Origin of the sequence: Pseudomonas sp. NPDC087615, from assembly GCF_044743445.1 — a bacterium.
GTDB classification, from domain to species: Bacteria; Pseudomonadota; Gammaproteobacteria; order Pseudomonadales; family Pseudomonadaceae; genus Aquipseudomonas; species Aquipseudomonas baetica_A.
In genome coordinates, this window is sequence record NZ_JBIUWM010000035.1 from 33792 (window position 1) to 54928 (window position 21137).

The 21137-nt window shown below is 60.1% G+C and carries 17 protein-coding genes; 6 read left to right on the forward strand and 11 right to left on the reverse strand.

Annotated elements, in window-relative coordinates; genetic code table 11:
- Positions 1-56: 56 nt before the first annotated feature.
- Positions 57-1382 (reverse strand): hypothetical protein, encoded by a 1326-nt coding sequence (locus tag ACIOU6_RS17875; RefSeq protein ID WP_260455750.1) that lies wholly within the window; start codon positions 1380-1382, stop codon positions 57-59.
- A 526-nt stretch (positions 1383-1908) separates the two neighbouring features.
- On the opposite strand from ACIOU6_RS17875, the gene ACIOU6_RS17880 reads away from it, so the two are divergent.
- Entirely contained in the window at positions 1909-2268 is a 360-nt protein-coding gene (locus tag ACIOU6_RS17880; protein WP_401138385.1) for a DUF6124 family protein, read from the forward strand.
- A 161-nt stretch (positions 2269-2429) separates the two neighbouring features.
- Positions 2430-3056, forward strand: a complete 627-nt coding sequence (locus ACIOU6_RS17885) for a bifunctional 2-polyprenyl-6-hydroxyphenol methylase/3-demethylubiquinol 3-O-methyltransferase UbiG (protein WP_221731005.1) — start codon at positions 2430-2432, stop codon at positions 3054-3056.
- A 1-nt stretch (position 3057) separates the two neighbouring features.
- Here ACIOU6_RS17885 and ACIOU6_RS17890 read toward each other — a convergent pair whose 3' ends face one another.
- The 4 genes from ACIOU6_RS17890 to ACIOU6_RS17905 all read right to left on the reverse strand — a co-directional run bounded on the left by ACIOU6_RS17890 (position 3058) and on the right by ACIOU6_RS17905 (position 10626).
- Positions 3058-5310, reverse strand: coding sequence for a glycoside hydrolase (locus ACIOU6_RS17890; RefSeq protein WP_401138390.1), 2253 nt, complete (start codon positions 5308-5310; stop codon positions 3058-3060).
- A gap of 89 nt (positions 5311-5399) precedes the next feature.
- Positions 5400-8465, reverse strand: coding sequence for an efflux RND transporter permease subunit (locus ACIOU6_RS17895; protein ID WP_221731003.1), 3066 nt, complete (start codon positions 8463-8465; stop codon positions 5400-5402).
- A complete protein-coding gene (locus ACIOU6_RS17900) occupies positions 8462-9526 on the reverse strand; it encodes an efflux RND transporter periplasmic adaptor subunit (protein ID WP_401138394.1) in 1065 nt (354 codons plus the stop codon). Before ACIOU6_RS17900 ends, ACIOU6_RS17895 begins: the two co-directional genes overlap by 4 nt.
- Positions 9523-10626: an efflux RND transporter periplasmic adaptor subunit gene (locus ACIOU6_RS17905; protein ID WP_401138397.1), complete on the reverse strand. Its 1104-nt coding sequence runs from the start codon at positions 10624-10626 to the stop codon at positions 9523-9525. Before ACIOU6_RS17905 ends, ACIOU6_RS17900 begins: the two co-directional genes overlap by 4 nt.
- Positions 10627-10780: 154 nt before the next feature.
- Here ACIOU6_RS17905 and ACIOU6_RS17910 point away from each other — a divergent pair, with 154 nt between their 5' ends.
- Positions 10781-11941 carry an AAA family ATPase gene (locus ACIOU6_RS17910; RefSeq protein ID WP_401138400.1) on the forward strand — a complete coding sequence of 387 codons (1161 nt, stop codon included), beginning with the start codon at positions 10781-10783 and terminating at the stop codon, positions 11939-11941.
- Between the two features lie 392 nt (positions 11942-12333).
- Here ACIOU6_RS17910 and ACIOU6_RS17915 read toward each other — a convergent pair whose 3' ends face one another.
- From ACIOU6_RS17915 to ACIOU6_RS17930, 4 genes are all read right to left on the reverse strand, one after another.
- Positions 12334-13131 (reverse strand): MetQ/NlpA family ABC transporter substrate-binding protein, encoded by a 798-nt coding sequence (locus ACIOU6_RS17915; protein WP_221730999.1) that lies wholly within the window; start codon positions 13129-13131, stop codon positions 12334-12336.
- Positions 13132-13299: 168 nt separating this feature from the next.
- Entirely contained in the window at positions 13300-14232 is a 933-nt protein-coding gene (locus ACIOU6_RS17920; RefSeq protein ID WP_401138404.1) for a sigma 54-interacting transcriptional regulator, read from the reverse strand.
- A 56-nt stretch (positions 14233-14288) separates the two neighbouring features.
- The gene (locus ACIOU6_RS17925) at positions 14289-14870 is read right to left on the reverse strand and encodes an alpha/beta hydrolase (protein WP_401138407.1); all 582 of its coding nucleotides are present in this window, start codon (positions 14868-14870) and stop codon (positions 14289-14291) included.
- A 740-nt stretch (positions 14871-15610) separates the two neighbouring features.
- A complete protein-coding gene (locus ACIOU6_RS17930; protein ID WP_221730996.1) occupies positions 15611-16681 on the reverse strand; it encodes a fatty acid desaturase in 1071 nt (356 codons plus the stop codon).
- A gap of 100 nt (positions 16682-16781) precedes the next feature.
- Between ACIOU6_RS17930 and ACIOU6_RS17935 the strand changes: the two genes are divergently transcribed.
- Positions 16782-17786, forward strand: a complete 1005-nt coding sequence (locus tag ACIOU6_RS17935) for an AraC family transcriptional regulator (RefSeq protein WP_401138410.1) — start codon at positions 16782-16784, stop codon at positions 17784-17786.
- Between the two features lie 126 nt (positions 17787-17912).
- Here the strand turns inward: ACIOU6_RS17935 and ACIOU6_RS17940 are convergent, their stop codons facing one another.
- Together ACIOU6_RS17940 and ACIOU6_RS17945 are read right to left on the reverse strand one after the other, a co-directional pair.
- Positions 17913-19298: a heavy metal sensor histidine kinase gene (locus tag ACIOU6_RS17940; protein ID WP_221730994.1), complete on the reverse strand. Its 1386-nt coding sequence runs from the start codon at positions 19296-19298 to the stop codon at positions 17913-17915.
- The gene (locus ACIOU6_RS17945) at positions 19288-19968 is read right to left on the reverse strand and encodes a heavy metal response regulator transcription factor (RefSeq protein ID WP_008080043.1); all 681 of its coding nucleotides are present in this window, start codon (positions 19966-19968) and stop codon (positions 19288-19290) included. Before ACIOU6_RS17945 ends, ACIOU6_RS17940 begins: the two co-directional genes overlap by 11 nt.
- A 136-nt stretch (positions 19969-20104) precedes the next feature.
- On the opposite strand from ACIOU6_RS17945, the gene ACIOU6_RS17950 reads away from it, so the two are divergent.
- Together ACIOU6_RS17950 and uraH are read left to right on the forward strand one after the other, a co-directional pair.
- A complete protein-coding gene (locus ACIOU6_RS17950) occupies positions 20105-20590 on the forward strand; it encodes a heme-binding protein (RefSeq protein ID WP_221730993.1) in 486 nt (161 codons plus the stop codon).
- Positions 20591-20601: 11 nt separating this feature from the next.
- Entirely contained in the window at positions 20602-21012 is a 411-nt protein-coding gene (gene uraH, locus ACIOU6_RS17955) for a hydroxyisourate hydrolase (RefSeq protein ID WP_221730992.1), read from the forward strand.
- Positions 21013-21137: the final 125 nt, after the last annotated feature.

Sequence of the window (21137 nt, forward strand, 5' to 3'; positions counted from 1 at the left end):
CTCGCTCCGATACTGTAAGAACTAACAGGTGCAGACTCGGCGCCGCCGAATTCAACTCAAAGATCCTCGATCAGGCTGTCGAGCCATGCATATTCAGTTTTGCTTCGATGCAACTCTTGCATGCTCTTTGTCGCGCAGATAATGCTTTCAGCATTATTGGCGGCCATGTGCGCGCGCATCTGCGGGTTTGCATTGAACAGATCAACGGCCGTCTGAAGATCCGGAACGTTGCGCATTCCCAGGTAATGGCTGACCCCAGACAGGAACTCACTGTGGTCGCTCATAAAGACGTTCAAATATTCGACTGTCAGTCCACCGCGCATGATGACCTCGGAAACACCGCGCTCCGGAACGTCGTAAACGGTTAGCGGCTCCGACTTCAGAAAACCGCGCGCTTCGACGCCCAGGTAGAAATAATCCGCCGCGTTGGGCCCGATGGCCGCGAACCGATCGATTCTGTTGGTGTGCAACATTTCATGGCCCAGCGTCAGGCTCAACGCCCCGGCACGCAGGTATTTGCGATTGATGAACACCCGGCCATGAAAATCACCTTTGTACATCCAGGCCAAGTGATTGCCGGCAGTATCAACCCCGAGGAATTTATCCTCCCCCCAAAACCCTTGATACTCTTTGGAAAGTGCCAATCCTCGCGAGACGCACTCGGAGAATCGCGGCGAAACGGTTTTGTGGTCGGTCCCAAAGTAGCTTTCGTAGACTGCATCGGCTTCCTGGTATTTCAGCGCGATTGCCCGACTGGCATCAGAGAACGTGCTTTGGACCACTCGCAACTCCGAGCGAATGATTGCTGCCTGCTCCGCAGGAAATTGCCCCAACCCACGCGCCACCAGAGTGGTGCCCGAGTCGAGTCCGAGCTCAAACACGTCATCCTTGCCGGTATGAATGCGGTCGCGTTCGAGTTTCCAGGTTTTGCTTTGCGGATCGAAAAACAGTACCGGTCCCGAGGGCTCCAGTTCCGACAACAGGGTCGCTCGATACTCATCGGTCATTCGGTCTCGCCTGACCTGGACGATCTTGCCGGGAGCGATATCGACGTACAGCCGCCCCTTGACCACCCTGAAGCCTTGAGCATTGGCCACAGCCAGTTTTTCCGGAGGTTTCAACACATAGTGCTCTAGTGTTTTAACCTCGGGGTGGATAGGCAAAATCTCGGCAGACAGCAACGGTGTAACAGTGACTGCCGGGACCGACGCGTCAGGGTCGCGGACAACCTCCACCTGTGCTTGCTCCGCATCAGGGCGAAAAATCTTTATCGCAGGCCCATCGCCGCCCAGTGGGTTGCCGGGTCTTCTGCGGGGTGAGTCTACGTCTGCCGGGCTACGGGTGGTCGGCGAGGTCGTAGCGGGTTTGCGAACAATGCTCATGAAAAAATCCTTTTTTCTAAGTGAATCTCCCCTGAAAAAAACCGGGCAGACATCGCGACAGTCGTCTATCGCGCAGGCGTCATTACATCCCGAAGCGGACAACGCGGTGCGGTACATATGTATTGCACAGACGTCGGGGTTTTATGCTTCGCCGTGAGTAGCGATTCACACCGAAAAGGGAAAATTTCGTACAGGAAAATCAGAGAGCCTACAGGCCTGTTCGCTTTCCTTTACAGGACATTTCCTAGATCATTCCGAGCGCTTGCGCCTGCCAAATCCGATGGCTAGTCTCGGCCCGTCACTGCTCATCAGTGATCGGGTTTAGTCGCCCGGATCCTACCGGGCGCACAGCGCCACCTTGTCTCAGTTGATTTCTCCTGCCTGATCGTAATGGTGGCTGTGCGCAGGGCACCTTCGGGTGCGCCGGGTAGCCTGGTGACCGGTCGACTAACCTGCGTGCAGCCGCCACCCCTGCTCGTTTAGTCGCGAACTTGGTTGACTCCAATCATCACTAGGAGTTGTACCTATGAAAAAAATCGTTCCCGACCCACCTGCAGAAAAAACCACCGAAACCGAACCCTCCAGCGAGCAGTTCAAAGACCGCTCCGCGCTGTACCGCGCCATCGACTTCTACCTCACCGGCAAGCAACCCTCCCCGCCTGATGAACTGCGCTTCTACAACGTCAGCGAAGACGTCAGTTTTGAAGACGCCCAGCTCTATCTCGCTGACCTTCTGCGCTGTGCTTCCGTTTCGGCGGATCAGTGTGGCGATCATCTGAAAGGCGCGGACCGGGCCATGGTGTTTTCGGTCTGGCATTTGCTGGAGATTGCCAAGGCGATGGTGGATCGTTCGATTGATTGTCTGGGGGTGAAACCTTCTGGCTGAAGTACTTTGTCGCCAGTAAAACCGCTTTCGCGAGCAGGCTCGCTCCCACAGTTGGAATGCGTTCCTCTGTGGGAGCGAGCCTGCTGGCGATGGGTTGCGCAGCAGCCCCCAGCCTGATGGCGTATATTCGCCAAACCTCCATCGCCCCACGCAGCCCAGCCATGAAGCAGACGCCCTCCGACCTCCAACAGATCACCGCCGCCACCCTCGGTCACTACAACTCGGTGGCTGAAGACTTTCGCGAAGGCACGCGCGATCACGATGTCAGCCAGAACATTGATGCGCTGTTGCGGCACATTCAGGGTGCCGCGCCGTTCACCATTCTGGATTTCGGCTGCGGCCCGGGGCGTGACTTGCAGACGTTCACGCGTTTGGGCCACGTCGCGGTCGGGCTGGATGGCTCGCAGGAATTTGCGCGCATGGCCCGCGAGGACAGCGGTTGCGAGGTCTTGCAGCAGGACTTTTTGAAACTCGATCTGCCTTCAGAGCGCTTTGACGGTGTTTTCGCCAACGCCGTGCTCTTTCATGTGCCCTTGCAGGAGTTGCCACGGGTATTGCAGCAGTTGCGCGACACCCTGAAACCGGGTGGCGTGCTGTTCAGCTCCAATCCACGCGGGGATAACAGCGAGGGCTGGAACGGGCCGCGGTATGGCGCGTATCACGACCTTGAGGCGTGGCACCGGTTGCTCACCACTGCCGGGTTTGTCGAACTGGAACATTACTTCCGCCCCGCAGGGCTGCCACGCGAGCAACAACCCTGGCTGGCCAGCGTCTGGCGCAAGGCCTGAGTCAGGGAGCAGCCTGCACCCGGTAGTGGCTAACGGCGCCGTCGGGCGTCAACACCGTGATGCTCTCGCCGGGCAAGGTCTGCCCCTGCACTTCTCGCGCCGCCTGATCAAAATTGGCCAGCAGTCGAGTGCCGTCTTCAAATGAAGTCTGCTGCACCTGCCGATCCTCGCTCAGCCATTGGAAACCGGTGAGTGCTTGAGTGGCCAGCCGCTCATGCAGCGGGCGGAAAAACGCATCCTGCCGCGCAATCAAAGGTAAGCGCTGCGCCAGCGTCGCCGCACTCAGGTGATACAGCGGCGGCACGTTGTAGAGCAATTGCGTGAGTTCGTTTTCTACCCGCACGTTGCTCAGCTTCAGGCTGTCGAACAACCAGTGATGCGTGGTGATGACCGAGCCGTGAAACACCGCTTGGTACAGTGGCAAACGGCTGGCCGGATCAAAGTGAATACGTCGGTACGGCGCTTTAATCGGCACCGGTTTGAAGAACACCGTCGGCTGCTCGGGCGGATACCATTGGCCGGTGAAGTATTCGGAGTCGCGGTTCTTGCTCATGTCGACATCGCCCCATCCGATCACGGGCGTCTGCATACCATGGGCGAACAACACGCCCTGCGCCGTCGTCGCGTTGCCGTCCTCGGAACCGCTGGGCAGTTGCAGCGCTTCATTGATCCAGCGTGATGCCTGGACGTTACCTTCAGCGTTTTGCGCCTGGGTCATCGTCGAGCCCGGCCGATAGCTGTCGAACACCATGCCCGTGGCATAGGCGTCGAGGAACCAGCTGTTGAAACCAGCGGCAGCGCTGACCGCTTTGACTCGCTGCTCCAGCAACGGGCGCACGCAACGAGGATCGGTGTAATGGCCCGACTGCTGAAAGCCGGTTTTCGGCTCACCACTTTCCAGCACGATGGCACAGTCCACGTTGGCTTTGTCCCCCAGGTGCGCCGTCGTCCAGTCCGGGTTCTCGTCACGGCTCAGCGCCGTCTCGTAGGAGTCATACGGCGCCATCAGATACCCCGCCGCCACGCCAGCGCGAACCACCTCCGGATGCCAGAGTCCACCCTCCCAGCCTTCGCCGAGCCCCAGCCACAGGCGTGTCAGCCCGGCACTCTGCAAGCGTTTGACGGTATCGAGCGATAAGGTACTGCCCCAACGCTTAGGGTCGTCCGTCAAGGCGTCAACAAACTCAGCGGCCAACTGCGCACGCAGCGCAGCGTAACCGTCGACCAGCGCTTGCATGTCGGGCTCCGCGCGGGCCTGCCAGGTTTTGCGCGCCTGCGTGGCCAGCGCTCGGTTGAGACCGCGCAACAGGACGGTTTGCGGGTAGCGATTGACCACCGTTTGGGTGGCGAGCAGTTGCGATGCCTCACGATCCATCCCGGCGCGCAGCGCGCTGGCGAGCTCGCCCTGGCCGCGTAACTTGCCGAGCAGTGCCGGCCAGTCGCGCACATCCTTTGACCCCAGCAGATCATTGCCCCACAGGTAGACATGACTGGCACCCAACAACTTGTTGGCCTGCGGGGTTTTCTCAAGTTTGCTGGTCAGGGTTTCGTAGCGCCCGTTATCGATCAGCCATTGCCGGTAGCGCTTGGCCCCCGCCAACGGCTCGGCCGCGCCCAGGTACAGGCTGAAGGTCAGCGGCGTTGAAGGTGCGAGTGCAGTGAATTGGTGCCGCGCCGCCAATGCCAGCGTGTCGCCGTCAGCGCTGAACAGCAGTTGATTGTTGTAGGGGTTGGTCAGCAACCAGTTGAGGCTGAAACCATCATGCTCAACGCCCCACAGCGGCAGGCTCAGGTCCTGGGTCGTGTTGAATTCGCCCTGCCCCAGCAAAAACTGTCGCCACACCGGATCAGCCCGGGGCACGTAATGCCCTTCGGCCAGTGGCCAGATCAGGCCTTTGCCCATGGCGCTGCCGGGTTGGCGCAGGAACTCCAGTTCGGCGGGTTCGCGCGCGCTGATCGAGAAGGACAGGTCACGCTGATCGAGTTCTACGCTGAGCGACCAGGCGCCATCGTCCCATTGCCAATCGAGGCGATTGCCGCGTCTGACCAACTGACTGACCTTGTGCGCTTGCACGCCTGTCGAGGCCTGCACGGTCGCGCTGTTGGCCGGGGTGACCCGTAACGCGAGCGTCGCCGGGTCGATCTGCACCCGCCACAGCGGGTTTTCCAGAAACGTCTCGGCCAGCGATGAGGGCGACAGGCACAGGCCGGCCATCAACAGCAGTTGGCGCAGCCAGCAAGCGACAGTCGACATCGGGTGTCCTCCTCCAAATGGAGGAGGGACGGTAACGCAATAAATCACGGTTGTAAGTCAGACCGTTCCCAAAGCTGTAACAGGCGCACTCAATGGGCCGATGTTGAAGCGTCTTTGTTCGGCTCGTGAATCTTGTACCAGGCCACATACAGCGCCGGCAGAAACAGCAGCGTCAACAACGTCGCCACGACGATCCCGCCGATCATCGCGTACGCCATCGGCCCCCAGAACACTTCCCGAGCGATCGGGATCATGCCCATGCTCGCCGCCGCCGCCGTCAACAGAATTGGCCGGCGTCGATGCTCGGTCGCTTCCACCACCGCATCCCACGGCGCGTAGCCTTTGCTCTCGTACTCATCGATTTGCGTCACGAGGATCACCGAGTTGCGGATGATGATGCCGATCAGCGCGAGAATCCCAAGGATCGCCACGAAGCCCATCGGCGTACCGGTCGGCACCAGCGCCAGCACCACGCCGATCAGCCCAAGCGGCGCGACACTGGCCACCAGAAACATCTTCTGCACGCTGTGCAACTGGATCATCAGGAAGGTCGCCATCAGGAACAGCATCAGCGGCAGAACCTTGGCAATCGGCCCCTGAGCTTTGCCGCTTTCTTCGACCGTACCGCCAGTGGCGACCTTGTAGCCCACCGGCAGTTTGTCGGCGAAGGCATCAATCGACGGTTTGAGCAGTTTCACCAGATCGGTCGGCTGGATGTCGTCGCGCACCGACGCCTTGATGGTGATGGTCGGCAATCGGTCGCGACGCCACACCAGCGGTTGTTCCAGCTCATAACGCACCGTGGCGAATGCCAATAGCGGAATCGACGCGCCGTTGGGCGTGACGATCTGCAGGTTTTGCAGGGTTTCTGGCGTGCCCCGCTCGGAGTCCACCGCGCGACCGACGACGTTGATCAGGTAGATATCATCATCGACCTGGGTCAATGGCGAGCCGCTGACGATGCTGTTCATCACGTTCGCCACGTCTTCGGACGACAGCCCGAGTTGGCGGGCCTTGTCTTGGGCGATGTCGATGCGCAGGACTTTGCCCGGCTCGTTCCAGTCATAAATGATCTCGCCGATGTGCGCGTTCTTGTCCAGCTCGGTGGCCAGGTCGATGGCGTGCTTGCGCACCTGATCGATGTCTTTGCCGCTGACCCGGTACTGGATCGGACGCCCGACCGGCGGGCCCATTTCCAGTGCCTGGACATAACTGCCGATGCCGACGAAATCTTTGCGCAAGCGCTCACGCAAACGTTGACTCAAGGCCTCGCGTGATTCGAAGTTTTTGCTGACGATCACCAGTTGTGCGTAGTACGGGTTTTGCAATTGCTGATCGAGCGGCAGATAGAAGCGGATCGCACCCTGACCGATATAAGTGCTCCAGCGCACGATGTCCGGATCACCCTTGAGGGTTTCTTCCAGTTTGTCGACGACCTTGCGGGTCTCGTTGATCGAGGCGTTTTGCGGCAGGTTCAAGTCGACCAGAATTTCCGGCCGATCCGACGAGGGAAAGAACTGGTTCTGCACAAACCGCATGCAGAACACCGACAGCGCGAACAACAGCACAGTGATGCCGATCGCCCACCAGCGGTTGCGCATGCACCACAGCAAACCACCGTTGAAAGCCCGCCCGATGCGCCCGGGCTCGGCCTGATGGGGCTTCACATTGGCGCTAAGAATGTGGACACCGATGACCGGCGCGAACAACACCGCCACCACCCACGACACCAGCATCGCCACTGCAATCACCGCAAACAGGGTGAAGGTGTATTCACCGGCCGAACTGGCGTTGAGGCCGATCGGCACAAACCCGGCCACGGTCACCAGCGTACCGGTGAGCATCGGGAACGCCGTCGAGGTGTAGGCGAACGTGGCGGCCTGCTCCTTGGTTTCGCCCATTTCCAGGCGCGTGACCATCATCTCCACGGTGATCATCGCATCGTCCACCAGCAGGCCGAGGGCAATGATCAGTGCGCCGAGGGAGATCCGCTGCATGGTGATGCCGCTGTATTCCATGAACACAAACACCATCGCCAGCACCAGCGGAATCGAACACGCCACCACCAGACCGGCGCGCACGCCGAGGCTGATGAAGCTCACGACCAAGACGATGATCACCGCTTCGAACAAGGCGCTGGTGAAACCGCCGACCGCCTCTTCCACCACCACGGCCTGATCGGACACGGTGTGAACGCCGACACCGACCGGCAAATCAGCCGTGAGCTGATTGATGCGCTCGTGCAGGGCCTTGCCGAAGGCCTGAACGTTGCCGCCCTTCTGCATGGCAATAGCCAGACCGATGGCCGGTTTGCCGTTGAAGCGGAACTCGGGCGTGGCCGGGTCGACGTAACCGCGACTGATGTCGGCAATGTCGGCCAGACGGTAGAAGCGGTCATTGAGCTTGAGATTCACCTCGGCCAGGTCTTTCTCCGAGGCGAACTGCCCCGAGGTCCGCACGGAAATCCGCTCAGGCCCGGCTTCGATCACCCCTGCCGGGGTCACGGCGTTCTGCGATTGCAGGCTCTGCACAACCTGACGCTGATCGATGCCCAGCGCCGCGAGTTTGCGCGTGGAGAAATTCAGGTAGATCACTTCATCCTGCTGACCCACCATCTCGATCTTGCCCAGCCCCGGCACATCACGGATCTCGGCCCGGGCCTGTTCCACGTAGTCGCGCAACTGGCGCATCGTCAGGCCGTCGGTGGTAAACGCATATACCGAGCCGTAGACGTCACCGAACTCGTCGTTGAATCCGGGCCCTTGAATGCCTTTGGGAAACTGGCCGCGAATATCGTCGACTTTCTTGCGCACCTGGTACCAGATTTGCGGAATGTCCTTGGCACTGGTGGTGTCGCGCAGGTACACGTAGACCGTTGATTCACCGGGCCTCGTGTAGCTTTTCACGTAGTCGAGGGAGTCGAGTTCTTCGAGTTTTTTCTCGATACGGTCGGTGACCTGCTTGAGGGTTTCCTCTTGGGTCGCGCCCGGCCATTTGGTCTGGATCACCATGGTCTTGATGGTGAATGAAGGGTCTTCTTCACGCCCCAGATTGAAGTACGAGAACACCCCCATGAGTAATCCGACGAACATCAGATACCAGACGAAAGACTGATGCTTGATGGCCCATTCGGAGAGGTTGAAAGAGCCTTTCATTGACTGTCCTCGTCAAGATTCACGGATTGTCCGGGTTTGAGGCTGTTGACGCCGGCGCTGACCACTTGCTCACCATTCTTCACACCGCCAGCCAGCACCACGGCGCCGTCGGTGCGGCTGATCACGCTGACGTCGCGAGGGCTGACGGTTTTGCTTTGGGTGTCGATCACCCAGACGCGCGATTGGCCATCGACATCCTGTATCGCCGTGGCGGGCAATTCGATGCGTGGTTTGATCGCCGAACTGAGGGTCACGCTGATCGCCGTGCCGAGACGCAAACCGCTCGGGGTATCGGCCAGCGTCAAACGTGCGCGGCGGGTGCGCGTAGCGCTTTGTGCCTGAGGCTCGATTTCGCGCAGGGTCGCTGTGGCGTTGATGCTCGGGTCGAGTTGCGCGGCGACCAGAAACACCACGTCGCGGGGGATCTGATCGACCAGGGTGTCGGGCAGGTCGATCACCGCTTCCTTGATATCGGGCTGCGCCAGGGTCACCACTTGCTGGCCGGCCGTCACCACTTGCCCAGCCTCGGCGTTCCACGCGGTGACCACGGCTTTGTGATCGGAGCGTAACTGGGTGTAGCCGAGTTGATCCTTGCTCTGATTGACCGCCGCCTGCGCCTGCTCCAGCGAAGCCTGGGTGGTTTTCAGATCAGTATTGGCGATGTCCAGTTGCGCTTGCGCGCCGACCCCGCGATCAAACAGTGCTTGCTGACGCCGAGCGTTGGCCTGAGCGTTGATCAATTGCGCCCGGACCTGTGCCAGATCGCCCTGGGCTGAACGCAATTGGTTCTGCTGGTCGGAGGGGTCGAGGGTAGCGAGCAGCGTGCCCTTTTCGACTTCGGCGCCGACATCGACGTTACGGCTGGCGATGCGCCCGCCCACGCGAAAACCGGTATTGCTCTCGTAACGCGCCTGAATGCTGCCAGCAAAACGCCCAAGGGTTTCCTCGTTCACCGCTTGAACCTTGATCGACAGCACCGGACGCACCGGTTCCGCCGGCGGCTCGCTTTTCGAGCACGCGGCCAACAACACCGCCATGAACAACAGCCCCTGACGTTTCATGGCTGTGCTCCCGGCTGCAGATCCTTATAGGTGTTTTCAGCAATCTCGACTTTGATGCCCGGATGCAACAACTGCCCGCCGGCCACAATGACTTTCTCGCCGCCCTTGAGGCCGTCGCTGATGATGACTTTGCCGGTCAGGTATCGGCCGACCGTGACCGTGTGCAATTGCGCTTCACCTTGGTCGTCGACCCTCCACACCGCCGGTTCACTGACTTTTTTCGTCAGCGCCGACCACGGCAGTTCCACCGCCGACGTGCCACTGCCCTTGGCAGTAGCGCTGACCACCGAGCCGAGTTGCATGCCCGGCGGCAGGCTGTCGAGGGTGACTTTGACCTGCACCGTGCCGGACTGCGCCGACACCGCCGGCGTAATTTCGCGCACGGTACCGGTGGTTTTGATCGCCGGGTTATCCAGCAGGCTGACCACAATCGAACGATCCGAAGGACGCTCGGCCAGTAGCGACTCGTACACGTTGAACACCGCATCACGAGCACCGTCGCGGGCCAGCGTGAAGATCGGCGCAGTCGCCTGAACCACCTGGCCGACTTCGGCCTGACGCTCGGTGATGATGCCCGGTGCATCGGCAATCAATGAGGTATAGCTGAGTTGATCTTTGGCATTGGCCAATTGCGCCTGCGCTGCGCTCAACGCACTTTGGCTACTGCGCAATGCTGCCTGCGCGGAATCGTATTCGCTCTGACTGGTGTAACCCTTGGGCAACAGTTTTTGCTGACGCACGAACGCGGCAGCCGTCTGCTTGACCCGCGCCTGTTCGGCGGTCACTTGCGCCTGGGCGGAGTCGACATTGGTCTGCAAATCCTTGGGATCGAGTTTGGCCAACACTTGTTTGGCGCTGACGCGGTCACCGACATCGACCATGCGCTGGATGATCTTGCCACCGACCCGGAACGACAACTCGGCCTGCACCCGCGCCTGCACGTCACCGGTGAGGGTCACGGCGGCGGCGTATTCAGCGGGTTTCACCACTTGCACAAAGACCCGTGGCAAGTAGTCCTCAGGCGCTTCTTTCTTGCCGCAAGCGCTCAACAACGTGAACAGGCCCAGCATGACTGCTGTTTTCAATCCGGGACTCGCCATGCAGACTCCTTCCTGTGTACGAACGTGCAAGTGACGATACGACTGTGAGCTTAGAACAGGGTTCCGCGTCTGTATGCCCGATCCCTATACTCCCTGCGGTCGTTCACGGGGTGCATTCCCACGCCGAGCGCCGGAACGATCAATGAGGAGCCCCATGCTCAAGACCCTCGCGGTGGCCAATTACCGCTCAATCAATAAATTGGTGATCCCGCTGGGCCGTCTGAACCTGATCACTGGCCCCAACGGCAGCGGCAAATCCAATCTCTATCGGGCCTTGCGTCTGTTGGCGGAGACCGCCCAGGGTGGCGTGGTCAATGCGCTGGCCCGCGAAGGCGGACTGGACTCAACCTTCTGGGCCGGACCGGAAACCATCAGCCGGCGCATGCGCAACGGCGAAGTGGCGATCGAGCCGACGGTGCGCCAGGGCGTGAAGCGTCTGCGCCTAGGCTTTGCCGGAGAGGATTTCAGTTATTCGATTGCCCTCGGTTTGCCTGCGCCAACCCACTCCTGTTTCTCGCTTGATCCAGAAATCAAAAAGGAATGCATCTGGGCCGGGCCACTGTACCGGCCGGCCAGCCTACTGGTGGATCGCGACGGCCCGATGATCCGCGCCCGCGAAGGCCGCCGCTGGGACGTGCTGGCGCAACACACACCGAACTTCGACAGCCTGTTCGATCAGGTCGGCAACTTGCGCAGCTCACCGGAAGTGTTCCAGATGCGCGAATTCATTCGGCGCTGGCGCTTTTATGACCACTTTCGCAGCGATGCCGACGCCCCGGCGCGCCAGCCACAACTGGGCACGCGCACGCCGGTGTTGCATCACGATGGCCGGGATCTGGCGGCGGCGTTGCAGACCATCGTCGAAATCGGTGATCCCGAAGCGCTGCGCACCGCCATCAGCGATGCGTTTCCCGGCGCACGGCTCGACATCGCTCCGTTGGCGGGAGGACGTTTCGCCATCGAGTTTTATCAGGAAGGGTTGTTGCGACCGCTGTCGGCGGCGGAGTTGTCGGACGGAACGTTGCGCTATCTGCTGCTGGTCGCGGCATTGCTGACACCGCGACCGCCGTCACTGATGGTGCTCAACGAACCGGAAACCAGCCTGCACCCGGATCTCTTACCGGCGTTGGCACGCTTGATTATCCGCGCCTCTGAGCAGTCTCAGGTGTGGGTGGTGTCCCATGCGCGGCGGTTGATTTCGGCGTTGCAGCAAGACCCGGAGTGCAACTGCATCGTGCTGGAAAAGACGCTGGGCCAGACCGGGATTGTCGGGCAGCGGGTGTTGGATGAGCCGGCGTGGAATTGGCCTGACTGATGCTGATCCCCACGCGAACGGTTTTACGTGTTGGCGGAGAACAAATAAGAAGGCTATTTTTCCTTTCGCTGTAGGAAGGATCTTTTTTTCAAGAAAGGCCTCCAAGGACGAACAGCTTTTGGCCAGACTCCCCGGCCCAACCATCACAAGGAAGAGAATATGGCTGACTTAAAAGTACCGCAGCGCCTGGATCCGCAGGAGATCGTGAAATTGCTGGTGGCGTTGCGAAGGGCATTGAAGGCACAGGCGGCCTGAGATAACGGTCAACAGCAACGTCACCCAGCCCTCTCACAGTAAGAGAGGAAACTGACCACACAAAAACGCCGATGACTATTTCTAGCCATCGGCGTTTCCATATCCAAACCCTGGAAGGGGTTTGCTGAATCGTCCAATCAGAACGCCGGCAGTACCGCGCCGTTGTACTTCTTCTCGATGAACGCTTTGACTTGCGGGCTGGTCAGGGCAGCGGCCAGTTTCTTGATGGCGTCGCTGTTCTTGTTGTCCTCACGGGCCACCAGGAAGTTCACGTAAGGCGAGTCTGCGCCTTCGATCACCAGGGCGTCCTTGGTCGGGTTCAACTTGGCTTCCAACGCATAGTTGGTGTTGATCATGTCCAGATCAACTTCGCTCAGAACGCGCGGCAGCATGGCCGACTCCAGTTCCTTGAACTTGAAGTTATGCGGGTTCTTGGCGATGTCTTTTGGGGTCGCCAGGGCGTTTTTCGGGTCTTTCAGTTCGATCAGGCCAGCCTTCTGCAGCAGGATCAGTGCACGGCCACTGTTGCTGCCTTCGTTCGGGATGGCAATGGTCGCGCCGTCAGGCAGCTCAGCCAGGGTTTTGTATTTGCTCGAATAGCCACCGAACGGTTCAACGTGAACACCTTGCACGGTTACCAGGTACTTGGACTTGTCGTCCTTGTATTTGCCGGCGTTGAAGCTATCCAGATAAGGCTTGGTCTGGAAGTAGTTGGCGTCCAGGCGCTTCTCGCCCACTTGCACGTTTGGCTGCACATAGTCGGTGAAGACTTTGATTTCCAGATCCACACCTTCTTTGGCGAGGGTCGGTTTGATCAGCTCAAGAATTTCAGCGTGCGGGACCGGCGTCGCAGCCACCACCAGTTTCTCGCCGGCCTGAGCCAGGGAAGCCGTCAGAGCAGCCGCCAATGCGGTAAACAACAGAACCTTTTTCATGCAGTGTCCTTATCGAAAATCACGGTCGTCATCGACGACGGCATCTAATACCGGTGCCAGTGAAGTGCTATCGCTGGCGTGAAGCGGACAATACCGGGATTTTTTATTCCCGGACAATAACGTTTATTCAGCTTCATATTCCATTTTGTTCATACAGAGCAAAATGGCTCAAAGCCTCTCACTTAGGCTAATCAGCCACTCTTTCAATGCCTTGCGCTCGGCCACACTGCCGCCAATGTTGATTTTTGCCACCAGCCTTTCGATCTGAAGCTGCGGCCCAGACGCCTCGATCAGGTTCAGGTGCTGCGGCAAAATCTCCTCGCCGGTGCTCACCAGCAAGGCAAAGTGAATGACGTTTTCCAACTCGCGGGTGTTGCCCGGCCAATTGTGTTGCTCAAGCACGTGCTGCACCGCTTCGCTGATCAACGGCACCGGCAGACCCAGTCGCTGGCTATAAATGCCAAGAAAATATTCAGCCAGCGGCAGAATGTCGCCAATGCGTTCGCGCAGCGCCGGCAATGCCAACTGCCCCTCGCTGAGGTAGTGATAGAGCCGCTCGTGGAATTTACCGGCGGCCACCGCTTGTGCCAGATCAATGCTGGTCGCGGCCACCAGGCGCACATCCACCGAGCCTGGCTGATGCGCACCGACGCGAGTGACTTCGTGGTTTTCCAGCGCGGCAAGCAATTTGATCTGGATCGGCAACGGCAAGTCGCCGATTTCATCGAGGTACAAGGTGCCGCCATTGGCCGAACCGAACCAGCCTGCGCGACTGCTGGCCGAACCGCTGTAACTGCCGGCAGCGTAGCCGAACAGTTCAGCATCGGCGTAGGTCGGGCTGATCGCGCCGCAATTGACCGACACGAACAAGCCGCTGCGATCACTGGCGCGGTGGATGTGCCGGGCAAGCAACTCCTTGCCCGTTCCGGTCTCACCGCGAATCAACACTGAAATTGAACGCGGGGCTAACTGCTCAAGCGCCTCACGCAATTGGCGCGAGCGCGGATCGACGAACACCAACGCCTTGGCGCGAATGCTCAGGGGGCTTTTTTCCGCATCGGGAAAGGTCAGCAATGGCTGACCGAACGTTTCAACACTCATGGCTGACTCCCGCCCACAACCGCCAGGAGACGGGGGCGTTGAAAGAAACAGAAAAATCAGGCGAGACGTCGAGCGTTTTGTTCCATGCGGGTTTGCAGGCGATAGAGATAGGCAAAGCCCTGCTCCCAACGCTGATGCCCGGACTTCACATTGATATGCCCGGCGCCAGCGAGAATCCCCGCCTCGGCGCCCCAGTTACGCGCCAGTTCCAGGGCTCGTGGCGTACTGACGGCAGCGTCGTTGTCGGAGCTGACGACCTGGCTTGGGAACGGCAGCAGATCGGTTGGAATCGGCGCGAAGTTACGCAGCGCCGGCGCGCAGGTCGCACGCTCGACATCGGCCGGGGCGACCAGCAACGCACCGCGCACCTGACGCAGGTATTGCAGCGGCGCAGTGGCTGCCCAGTGGGCAACGGTGATGCAGCCCAGGCTGTGCGCGATGAGGATGACGGGCGTGCTGTCGGCAGCAATCGCCTCGGCCAGTGCGCCAACCCAGTCCTCGCGGCGCGGAGTCAGCCAGTCGGCCTGTTCCACCCGTGCGCTGTTGGGCAGGCTGTTCTGCCAGTGGGTCTGCCAATGATCTTCTGGCGATCCTTGCCAGCCCGGCACAATCAGGTAGCGAATTGATTCGTTGTGCATGGGGGAGTTCTCCTGCGTGTCTGTTGCTGACCGAGTATAGGGAGGGGATTTATATCCGCTAAGGAATAAGAAGCTATTTATTAATACCTATATCGAATATCAAATAGAAAATGGGTCGGCGCGAGCACATAAAAAAGGGCCGCACCCTGCCAAGGAGACGGCCCCGGAAAATCAAAAATTCTTTTACCGCGCAGTGATCACCAACAATCGGGTGATCCGCGTCCCGTGCGGCTTCGCTGTCGCTCGAGTGAAGATGCCAGCCACGCCATGATCCCTCCCACTGTGTAAACGTTTCGCGCGAATTTGGTTTCGGTTTTATGAATCTTGAATTTGATTGGCCCCTTGACCGAGCCGTTTTGGACGATATCTACATTATTGATTGACGCACTCTCCCCGCCAGCACGCATTTGCGGGCCACACTCAGAGACGGTCTACACTCCAGTCAGCGTCATCGCCTTCATCGTTGAGCACGGTGATAAACCATGATGTTTGCACCTGCTTCGCAAAAAACCCGTACCGCAAACATACCACGCCTTGTACAGTACGAAATCGACTCTAAAACCAACCTTGGCGCGCGCCTTCGAAGCCAGAAAAGGCAAGTAAACACTGACATTCAGCCGCTTCAGGACAGTCTCCACCTTTCGCACCGCAGTACGATTGAGTGTAATCCGCCCTCAAATCGGCCCGACTTCCAGGATCAGTCCCCTCTCCCTCTGGGAGAGGCTTAGTGACAGCAACTGTCAGGCCTCCACCGCCTCACCCGACACCACAACCTCATCCTTGCGAACAAACCGATTGGCCCGCCCGAACGTTCCGAAATCATTGAACCGCACGCCCATCTCACGCATCACTTTGTGCGCCACTGGCACGGTCATCTGGCGAATGTAGAACGGCTCCTTCACCACAAAATGGTGAATCCCGTGACTGCTGCCGAAGTTGAAGCAGAACGCCTGCAACGGCCACAACCACCACGGGTTCAACACCTGACATTGCTGCAGCACATTGCCCGACTCGATATCACCGTAGTAATGCATGTTCGAACTGATGAAGTGCAGGCAAAACGTGCGCAATACATTCGGGCCGATGATCACCACGGCGGCGATATCGATCACCTGCATCACGGACAACGTGGTCGCCGACCATTCAATCGGCGACCCCATCAGGTAGGCGATGCCATTGGCCGCATGAAAGCCGAGAAACACATACCAGGCGCCCCAATGCACCAGCGCCAGCGGCGCATAGACCTTCAGCGTGCGTTTGAGGATGCTGAATTTATGCGCCCAGGTTTTCGCCCGCAGCAGGCGGATGAACGCCGACATCACGTTGTCGCCCACCATCAGCAACCGCGCAAACCCCCACGGCTCGCCGTTGGTGATCGCCCGTTCTTCCATGTCGGTTTCAGTGCCAGACACCTTGTGGTGATTGAGGTGCAGATGTCGGCGAATCCACGGGTTGATGGTGCTCGGCCGCGCCAGCCACACCAGGCCCATCATCAGGTTGTGCGGCACGCGTTGCTTGCGGAAATACATGCTGTGGATCAGGTCGTGCTCGAGCTCATGGGTGAGCGAGGCGAAAAACGCGTTGAGCAGCAGGCACACCCACCAGGCCATGTGGCCGGTGATGTACAGCGCCGCTGAACCGATCATTGCAGCCAGTGCCAAGGCCAGAATGCCCGCCCCCAGCGCATCCTGATGCTTGAGAAGCGGGTAACGCTCACGCAGTTCGACGCCCTTGGCCAGCACCACTTGGCGAATATGCGCTGATCGCTGGGCAGCATTGTGTCGCTGGGGACTTGCAGAAGTACCGTCCATGCTTCCATCCTCTGGTCATTGATACTCGCATCCTGCCCTGCGCCGCTTGCGAACGTGGTAGCCGTGCACGCCAACCTGTTGACCGGAAGCGCCAATCAGCATGAAGGAACCGACCTCCCTCGCCAGTTGGACCCGTGCCTTGCGCAAGCAACTCGATGCGCTGGGGCTGGACAGCGCTGACCTTTGCCAACAGGCCGGGCTTGATCCACAGTTGATGGATGACCCTAACGCGCGCTACCCACTGTCCGGCACCACACGCCTGTGGGAGATCGCGGTGCAGGTCAGCGGTGACACGGCGATTGGTTTGCGGGTGTCGCGGTTCGTCAGCCCGACCACCTTCCACGCGCTCGGTTATGCGCTGGTCGCCAGTGGCAGTTTGCGCGAGGTATTCGAACGGATCGTGCGCTATCACCCGGTGGTCAGCGATGCACTGGAACTGGATCTGCGCCGCAGCGACGACCGCTATCTGTTCCACCTGAAAGTACCGCCAGGCAATCCCGCGCCGGCCTTCGAAGCCATCGACGCGTTTGCCGCCATCTATGTGCGCACCTGCCGCAATCGCCTGGGGCGTGACTACGCACCGCTGGCGGTGTACTTGCGCCGCCCGGAGCCGGCCGACGCGCATCAATGGCACAAAGTCTTCCGCGCCCCCGTGCATTTCTCATCCGCCGAAGATCGCCTGGAGTTCGCCCTCGCCGACTTCGACAGCCACCTGGACGACGCCAACCCGGAACTGGCCGAACACAACGAAGCGGTACTCAAACGCACCATGGCCCAGCTTCAGCCGCTGACCTGGGAACGCAAGGTGCGCGACGCCATCGAAGAACAACTGCCCGAAGGCGAGCCCGGCGCCGAACGCATCGCCCAGGCCTTGCACCTGAGCTTGCGCAGCCTGCAACGGCATCTGGCGGATGAGGGTTGCCGCTTCGATACGCTGCTCAACGAGAGCCGCGAGAATCTTGCACTGCAGCATTTGCGTGATCCGCAGTGTTCATTGAGCGAGATCAGTTACCTGCTCGGCTTCGCCGACACCAGCAGCTTCAGCCGCGCGTTCAAACGCTGGACGGGGCTGACGCCGGGGCAGTTTCGGGATGGGTTGCGCTGAGCGATATTTTTATTGGATTCACTGGCCTCTTCGCGGGCAAGCCCGTTCCCACAGGGTCTTGAGTGTACAAAAAACTGTGCCACTCCTTGACCACGGTGGGAGCGGGATTGCCCGCGAAGGCGTCAGTCAGATCACCACAAAGCCCAGCTCAAACACCGTGCCCGTCGCATCACTACTGACCCGCACCTGCCCGCCATGCAATTGCATGATCGATTGCACAATCGCCAGCCCTAATCCGCCCGAATCACCCGGCTCGGCGCGGGCCGGGTCGACGCGGTAGAAGCGGTCGAACAGTTTGCCCAGATGCTCAGAGGCGATGGCCGGCCCTTGGTTGTGAACCTGTAACCAGCACCAGCCCGGCTCATCGCGACGGCGCAGGCTGATCGAGGTGCCGGGATCGGCATGCCGCACCGCATTGGCCAGCAGGTTGCCGAGGGCACGTTGCAGCAGTTGTTGATCGGCGTGCAGTTCGCCGTGCAATTGGTTTTCCAGCAGCAGGCTGCGGTCATCGGCCAAGGCTTCGAAGTATTCACACAGTTCGCTGCCGACGCCGTGCAGCTCCAGCGTACGCCGCTCGAGCGCTCGCTCGGCCTGTTCGGCCCGGGCGAGGAACATCAGGTTTTCGGCCATGCGTTTGAGCCGTTCGAACTCTTCCATGTTCGAGGCCAGCACTTCCTGATACTCCGATGCGCTGCGCGAGTGATTCAACGCCTGACCGTTACTCGCCAGCAATGTGTGCAGCGGTGTACGGATCTCGTGGGCAAGATCGGCGGAAAACTGCGACAAGCGCTGCACGCTGTCCTCCAGACGCGCCAGCATGCCGTTGAGCGCCTGTACCGGTTCGAGCAGTTCGGCGGGCGTACCGGCGGCGGGCAAACGTTGATCGAGGCTGCGCAGATCAATGCCGCGTAACGCTTCGCTCAATTGTCGTAACGGTTGCAGGCCCCGGCGCAGCAAGAGCAATCCCAAAGCGAAGGCCAGCACGGCACCGAGGCCGACCGCCAGATACAAACACAAGCGATAGCTGGCGAGCATCTGTTCGCGCTCACTCAGCACCTTACCGGCGATCACCGTGAGTGACTCGCCGTTGGGCCCTTGAGCTTCGCCGGACAACAGGGCCAGTTCGGCGCCGTCCGGTGCTTGCCAGGTCAGCACGTCGTGGCGTTGCGGGGTTTGCCCACGGGCGATTGCGTTGATCGGCGGCAAATCGCGCTGACGCGGGTTGATGGCGATCACATTCGAGCCATCGGCGCGGCGCACCAGCAAGAGGCTGTCGAGATTGCCGAGCATGTTCTGGTACAGGCGCGGCCGTGCCTGCAAAGCGTCGAGGCTGTCACTGTCGGCGAGCAAGGCGCGCACTTGCTCCAGGCGCCCGAGCAAGGCCAAGTCATCGCGGTAGGCGATTTGCGCGGCGAGCGAGCGGTAGAGAAACACGCCAATCGCGCTCAGCACCAAAGCGCAGACCAAGGCGAACGCCAGCGCCAGGCGCCAGGCGATCGACCTAGAGCGCATCGTCAGGTGCTTCGAGCTGATAGCCGACCCCGCGCACGGTGTGGATCAGCTTCGGCATATACGGATCATCGACTTTCGCACGCAGACGACGCACCGCGACTTCAACCATGTTGGTGTCGCTGTCGAAATTCAGGTTCCACACCTGCGAGGCGATCAGCGTGCGCGACAGCACTTCGCCCTGGCGACTGGCGAGCAGTTGCAGCAGGGCGAATTCCTTGTTGGTCAGGGCGATCCGCTGGCCGCCACGACTGACGCGTCGGCGCAGCACGTCGATCTCCAGATCGGCAATGCTGTACGACTCGGCTTCGCGCATCGGCCCGCGTCGCAGCAGCGTGCGCACCCGCGCGAGCAGTTCGGCGAAGGCGAAGGGTTTGAGCAAGTAATCGTCGGCGCCCAGTTCGAGGCCGCGCACGCGGTCTTCGATGGCGTCCTTGGCGGTGAGGAACAACACCGGCGTGGCACCGCGCTGACGGATCAGTTGCAGCAATTGCCAGCCATTGAGGCCCGGCAGCATCACGTCGAGGATGATCAGGTCGTATTCCTGCTGCTCGATGAAGTAGCGCCCATCGAGGCCATTGAGCGCCACGTCCACGGCAAAACCCGACTCGCCCAGCCCCTTGGCAAGGAAATTCGCGGTTTTGGCTTCATCTTCTACGACCAGCAAACGCATGGCACACCTCGATTGATCAGGCACACAGGCTAGGCGCCTTCGGCGGCGTTGCCCATTACAAACTTGTAATCAGACTGACGAGGTTCTGACGAAGACGGGCGGATAAGGTGGCGACCTTCGCTTTCGGAGCCTGTCCATGACCATCAAATACCTTGTAGCGAGCCTGGCCATAGGCCTCAGCGGCAGCGTTTTCGCTGCCCCAGAACTGCCGCGTCACGCCGACCTCGACCTGAAAACCGCACGCCTGCTGGCCGATACGGCGCAGAGCAATTGCACCGGCACGGTGTCGGTCCTCGACCGCGGCGGCAATGTGTTGGTGACGATGCGTGGCGACGGCGTCGGCCCACACAACACTGCTGCCAGCCAGCGCAAGGCCTACACGGCGCTGTCGACCAAAACCCCAACCCGGCTGTTCGCTGAACGCGCTCGCAGCAACCCGCAAACCGCCAATCTCAATACCCTCGACGAACTGCTGCTACTGGGCGGCGGCATTGCGCTGTTCGCCGGTGATGAGTTGGTCGGCGCCATGGGCGTGGCCGGTTCTGGCGGTGGCGAGCAAGACGAAACCTGTGCAATCCGCGCCGCCGACAAGGCCGGCCTATCCATTACCCGCCCCCAATAAGGAGCTTCATCATGACCACTTTGCGCATGACGTTCGCCGCCCTCGGCCTCAGTGCGTTTTCCAGCCTGGCTTTGGCCGCTGGCAACCCATTGAGCGTCCACGTACTCAATCTGGAAAACGGCCTGCCCTCACCGGGTGTCAACGTGACGCTGGAAAAACACGTCGGCCAGAACTGGCAACCGTTGGCCGAAGGCACCACCAACGAACAGGGGCGCATCGCCGAACTGTTCCCGGCCAAGCAACCTTTTGAAGCGGGCGAGTACCGGGTGGTGTTCAAGACCGGTGAGTATTTCAAGCAGACCCAACACGAGACGTTCTTCCCGGAGATTCCGGTGATCTTTGAAGTGAAGCAGACTGACCAGCACTACCACATCCCGTTGCTGCTGAGCCCTTACGGCTTCTCGACCTATCGCGGCTCCTGAAATCAACACAGATAAAAAATGTGGCAGCGGGCTTGCTCGCGAAGGCGTCGGTTCAGTCGAAATCTCAGTTGAATGACCCACCGCTTTCGCGAGCAGGCTCGCTCCCACAGGGGGGCTCAGGTGTT